This is a genomic window from Nakamurella sp. (genome assembly GCF_048594475.1).
Lineage (GTDB): Bacteria > Actinomycetota > Actinomycetes > Mycobacteriales > Nakamurellaceae > Nakamurella.
The window spans coordinates 1-5362 of sequence record NZ_JBMDXT010000501.1; the positions used below are offsets into that span (position 1 = coordinate 1).

Consider the following 5362-nt stretch of genomic DNA (forward strand, 5'->3'; position numbering starts at 1 on the left):
ACGACGAGGCCCTGGCCGGCACCGATCTCGTGCTACCGGTGACCGCCGCGGGCAACGAGCACGTGTACTACCTGTACGTGGTCCGCCATCCACGCCGGGACGCGGTGCTCGCGGCGCTCGCCGACCGCGACATCGCGCTGACCGTCAGCTATCCCTGGCCGGTGCACACCATGCCGGGCTTCGCCCACCTCGGCACGCCGCCCGGGTCCCTGCCGGTCACCGAATCGGTGGCCGGGCAGATCTTCTCGCTGCCGATGTACCCGACGTTGAGCCCGGACCGGCAGGACGAGGTGATCGAGGGGTTGCTCCACGTGCTCGGCCGGGTCTGAGGCCGGCCGATGCCCCGGTTCACCGTGATCTGCCCGACCTACAACCGGGGGCCGGCGATCGCGGCCACCATCGAGTCCGTCCGCCGGCAGACCGTGCGGGACTGGGAACTGCTGGTCGTCTCCGACGCCAGCGACGACGGCACCGACGACGTGGTCGCCCGGATCGCCGCCCGGGACCGTCGGGTCCGGCTGCTGCGGACCCGACGCTTCGGCTTTCAGGCCGGACCGACGAACGTGGCGCTGAGCCGGGCCCGCGGCCCGATCGTGGCCTACCTCGACCACGACGACCGCTGGCGCCCCCACCATCTCGCGACGCTCGCGGCGGAGTTCGACCGGGGTGCGGAGTTCGTCGCCACCCGGGTGCACAAGGTGACCGCGGACGGGACACCGGTGGGCACCGCGCATCCGCTGACCATGCTCTGGCACCCCGAGCTGCAGCTGATGAACCCGCTGTTCGAGAACTCCTGCGCCGCGCACCTGACCGCGTTGGCCGAGCGGGTCGGGGGCTGGCGGGAGTCCGAGATCGGCCTGGAGGACTGGGATCTGTGGGTGCGCCTGGCCGACGCGGGCATCCGCTGCCGCACCACCCTGGAGGTGACCGTCGACATGCTGGAGAACCCGGGCACCCGCCAGCACCGCCTGCCCTGCCGGTACGGGCACGAGCTGGCCCGGCTGCCCGACGCCCGGGCCGCCCGGCGGGCCTACCGGTCGCTCACCGACACGCGGCACCGGGAGGCCGCGACCCGCGCCTGCACCGCCGACCTGACCGCCTGGTACGGCGGCCTGGCGCGGACCGGCGAGCTGGTCTACCCGAGCGGCTGGACCGGCGGCGCGAGCGCCCTGCCCGCGGCCATCGAGAGCCATCTGGCGCAGGTGGGCAGCGTGTGGCGGAACCTGGTGCTGGACCCGCAGCCGGACGGCCGGGTCGCTCTGACGATCGTGCTGGGCACCATGACGGCCGACCATGCGGAGCGGTACGTGGCCGTGTTCGGGCGCCGGATGCCGCACCAGCAGGCCTTCTTCGATCGGGTGCTGGCGGGCCGGGCCGCAGCGGTGCCGGCCGCGGGACCGGGCCGGCGGGCGCCGGGCCGGCCGGCGGGCGGCGAGATGCGCTTCCCCGGATCGGTTCTCGTCGGCGCCGGGCCCGACGGGACACCGGGGGGCCGGTGACAGCTTCCTGCCAATCCCGCCGCGGGCGCGGCCGGCTTGGCACAGTGGTCGGCAGCAGATGTCGGTGTCGTTCGGAAGGGACGTGACGGTGGCTGGTTCCGTCGGATTCAACGGCTTGATTCGTTCCGGGGTGGTCGCGGGCGGGCTCCTGTTCGCCCCGGCGTTCGACGGGGGTGCGGGCGAGAGCCGGCCGTCCGGCCCGGCGGCCGGCGCCGTCTCGGTCGGCGCGGTCGGTACCGGCGCCCCCATCGCGGCTCCGGTGGCCGGGCCGGTCGAGGTCGGCGCGGGCGTGGTGGTGCCCGTCCGCGACCTGGTCCGGCCGCTGTGCGGGTTCTGCGTGGAGTGAGCGGCGGGCGGTCGGACGGGGCCGGGTCCCGGCTTCGCACGACCGGGTGACGCATCGAGGGGACGGGCCGGCGACGCGGGCCCGTCCCCTTCGTCGTACCCGCGGCCCGGTCGCCGGTCGCCGGTCGTGGCCGCGGAGCACCGGAGGGGGTCGGGGCGGAGCACCGGAGGGGGTCGGGGCGGCGGGCCGGTGCAGGGTCGGGGCCGGGTCATGGTCGGCCGGGCCGGCCGGGCCGACCGGGTCGACCGCCGGTCAGGCGGGCGCGCAGATGGTCGGGTGGGCGGGCCGAGGGTCAGCCGGGCCGGCCGCCGGCGGGCACCGGGGGCGACCACCGTCGCTGCTCCACCGCCCGGAGGTAGTCGCCCAGCCACGGCCGCTCCGCCAGTGCGTCGACCCGATCCCGCTCGGCCAGGACCCCGCTCAGGCACACCGGGCACGGCCGGCGGCTGCCGGCCAGGTGACCGCGCCACTGGCGCTCGAGGTCGGCCGGATCGTCCCCGACCCGGCCCAACCGGCCGCCGGTCGGTGAGGTGCTGACGGTCCCGTCGGGTCGGATCAGCAGCCGGTCGGCCGGTCCCGACCGCTCCGCCGGCGCCCCCAGCCCGGCCAGGTCCGCCAGCAGCACCCGCCGGTCGGTGAGATGGGCCGGGAACGGTCCGCCGGCGCGGCTGCGGTCGGCATCGCGCAGGAACGCGCTGAAGTCCTCGTCGTCGGTGATCCGGAGCACCGTCGGGCCGGTGATGTCGGCGAGTTCGGCCACGCCGTACGGCCGGATGTCGATGTGCGGCCGGCCGGGCACGGTGATCTGCCCCTGGTCGGCGAGAAAGGACCCGTGGAAGGTCACCACGTCCCGGGCCGAGCCCGCCGGCACCGGCTCCTCGGCGCCCTCCTGCCGGACCCACACCGTGGCCGAGCCGCTCCCGTAGGCGGCGACGGCCCGAGGGGCATGGCGGGCCGCCTCGACCACGACGATGCGCGGCCGCCCCGACCGCGCCCACCGCGGGTTGTCGATCCCGGTGAACCACTGTTCGAGCCGGTCCAGGGCTGGCATGGGCATCCTCTCGGCGGGCCCGGGCCGCCGACGATCGCCGGCCGGATGGCTCCCGCCCCTCCAGCCCATCGCCTCCGGTCCCCCGGCGGGCGGTTCTGACCGCTTGCTGCCACCGCCGCCGGCCGCCCGGCTCCGATCCGATGCCTCCTGCCGGCCCGGGGATCGCCGCTCAACGGCCGGCCGGCCGCCGGACAACCGCCGGGGTGGACCGCCCGACCCACCGACCGGCCGCACCGACCGGACGAGCCGAGGGGACGGCCGGCGTCCGGCCGACAGCCACCGCGCCTACAGCCACCCGGCCTCGACGGCCTTGACCCCGGCCTCGAACCGGCTCGTGGCGTCCAGCAGTTCCAGCACGGCGGCGACGCGACGCCGGATGGTCCGGACGGACACCCCCAGACGCCGCGCCGCCACCTCGTCGGTGACCCCGGACTTGAGGATGTCCAGGGTCTCCCGGACGGTCTCCGAGCCCAGCGAGTCCTCGGCGCCGACGCCCACCGAGTGGGCCGACTTCCACATGGCCGCGAACTGGGCCTGGAAACTGCGCACCATGGCCGGCTCCTCGACGACGAGGAACGGCACCGTCAGGCTGTCCTCGTCGACCGCGACGAAGGCGATCTCCCGATCGACGATGATCGTGCGGTGCCGGACGCGCCCCGACACCCGCACCTGGGCGCCCTGACCGGCGAAGTCGGTGAGGTAGCGCAGGACGTCGGGACTGCGAGCGGCATCGGCCTGGTAGATCGCCCGGAGCGCGACCCCGCGACGCAGCGCGCCGACGTCCTGGTCCCACGATCCGCGCAGCGACTCGACCCGGTACGGGCCACCGGGCAGTGCGGACAGGACCTCGACCCGGGTGTTCTCGGCGATGCGGCCGAGCAGGTCACGCAGCCGGCCCCGGTCCTCGACGCGGCTCACGCCGGAGGGCTCCAGGCCGGCCCGCCGGATCAGCGACGCGGCCGACTCGGCGGCCGGTCGCCCGGCGTTTTCCCTGTCTCCTGGTGACACCGCGCATCATCCCCCCGACCTCTCAGTCCTCCTGAGGGTAACCGTCACTCCCCCGGGTGCCCCCGCCGCCGCTCGGTGCCGCCGCCCTCACCCCAGCCCACCACCGTCCGAGCCACCAACGCCGACGGGGCGGCCCGGCATCGCTGCCGGACCGCCCCGTCGTTCGCGCGGACATCCGCGCACGAGAACTACTTCGTCTCGTCGGCACCCTCGGCCGGCGCCTCGGCGCCGGCCTCCAGGACCTGGTCGGACGCGCCGTCCCGGTCGGGGGCGTCCTCGCCGGCCTCGATGGCCGCCTCGGCAGCCTCGGGGGCGTCGACGGCCTCGGCGACCGGACCCTCCGCGGCCTGCGCGGCTTCGTCGGCCTCGACGGCGTCGTCGGCGGCCTGGGTGGCGGCGCCGGCGGACGCGGCGACGCGGGCGGCCCGGTCACCGCGGTTGGCGGAGGCCTTGGCCACGCGGGTCGCGGCGGAGGACACGGTCTCCTCGCCGACCAGCTCGATGATCGCCATGGGGGCGTTGTCGCCCTTGCGCGGCGCAGTCTTGATGATGCGGGTGTAGCCGCCGTTGCGGGTCTCGAACGAGGGCCCGATCTCGGCGAACAGCTTGTGCACGACGTCCTTGTCGCGGACGACCTTCATGACCTCGCGACGGGCGTGCAGGGTGCCGACCTTGGCCTTGGTGACCAGCTTCTCGGCGTACGGGCGCAGGCGCTTGGCCTTGGCCTCGGTGGTGCTGATGCGGCCGTGCTCGAACAGCTGGGTGGCCAGGTTGGCCAGGATCAGCCGCTCGTGCGCCGGCGATCCGCCGAGCCGGGGTCCCTTGGAGGGCGTGGGCATGTCGTGTCCTTCTTTCGTGGTCCGCGCGTGGACGGTCGTCCACCACGGGTGAGGCGGCCACCGCGGGGCGAACCCCGCGGTGCCGACGCTGTCCTTCGAGTTCAGGAACCCTCGCCGACCGGCGAGAATCCCCGCCCACCCCCTGAGGGGTGGACCAACTGCCTGGTGCTGTGGCTGCACCGCATTCCTGGCCGCGAAGCGGACACCAGGGACATCGCGAAGCGTTTCCCTGGGGCGGAGCGCAGCGAGGCCGACCCCCGAAGGGGCTTTCGAACCCGGCCGAAGGCCGGTCCGTCACCCCTGCGGAGCAGTTCAGATCTGCTCGGTCTCCGCGTAGTCGGTGTCGTCCTGGGCCGGGGCGCCGAGGCCGGCGAGCGAGCCGTAGCCGCTGTCGTCGGTGTCGTCGTTCCAGTCCGAGTCGCCGTAGGACATCGCGGCGGCGGCGGGGTCGAACCCGGCCGGCGAGTCCTTCAGGGCCAGGCCCATGCCGGCGAGCTTGATCTTGACCTCGTCGATCGACTTCTGCCCGAAGTTGCGGATGTCCAGCAGGTCGGCCTCGGTCCGGGAGACCAGTTCGCCGACGGTGTGGATGCCCTCGCGCTTGAGGCAGTTGTAGGAG

Annotated in this window: 7 protein-coding genes; 3 read left to right on the plus strand and 4 right to left on the minus strand. The window is 75.0% G+C overall.

The features are described 5' to 3' along the window. The 3 genes from ACOJUF_RS22665 to ACOJUF_RS22675 form a co-directional block, all read left to right on the plus strand. The coding region (locus tag ACOJUF_RS22665) for a DegT/DnrJ/EryC1/StrS family aminotransferase (protein ID WP_420124075.1) at positions 1-329 on the plus strand (329 nt) is incomplete at its 5' end. Between the two features lie 9 nt (positions 330-338). Further along, on the plus strand, positions 339-1499 hold the full coding sequence (locus ACOJUF_RS22670) for a glycosyltransferase family 2 protein (RefSeq protein WP_420124076.1): 1161 nt from the start codon (positions 339-341) through the stop codon (positions 1497-1499). An 88-nt stretch (positions 1500-1587) separates the two neighbouring features. After that, on the plus strand, positions 1588-1845 hold the full coding sequence (locus tag ACOJUF_RS22675) for a hypothetical protein (protein ID WP_420124077.1): 258 nt from the start codon (positions 1588-1590) through the stop codon (positions 1843-1845). Positions 1846-2137: 292 nt separating this feature from the next. Here the strand turns inward: ACOJUF_RS22675 and mpaB are convergent, their stop codons facing one another. The 4 genes from mpaB to ACOJUF_RS22695 all read right to left on the minus strand — a co-directional run. Next, a complete protein-coding gene (mpaB, locus tag ACOJUF_RS22680) occupies positions 2138-2896 on the minus strand; it encodes a daptide biosynthesis RiPP recognition protein (RefSeq protein ID WP_420124078.1) in 759 nt (252 codons plus the stop codon). A gap of 285 nt (positions 2897-3181) precedes the next feature. Then, entirely contained in the window at positions 3182-3814 is a 633-nt protein-coding gene (locus ACOJUF_RS22685) for a hypothetical protein (RefSeq protein ID WP_420124079.1), read from the minus strand. Between the two features lie 278 nt (positions 3815-4092). Beyond that, a complete protein-coding gene (gene rplQ, locus ACOJUF_RS22690; protein WP_420124080.1) occupies positions 4093-4743 on the minus strand; it encodes a 50S ribosomal protein L17 in 651 nt (216 codons plus the stop codon). 312 nt (positions 4744-5055) lie between these two features. After that, on the minus strand, positions 5056-5362 hold a 307-nt coding region (locus ACOJUF_RS22695), incomplete at its 5' end, for a DNA-directed RNA polymerase subunit alpha C-terminal domain-containing protein (RefSeq protein WP_420124081.1).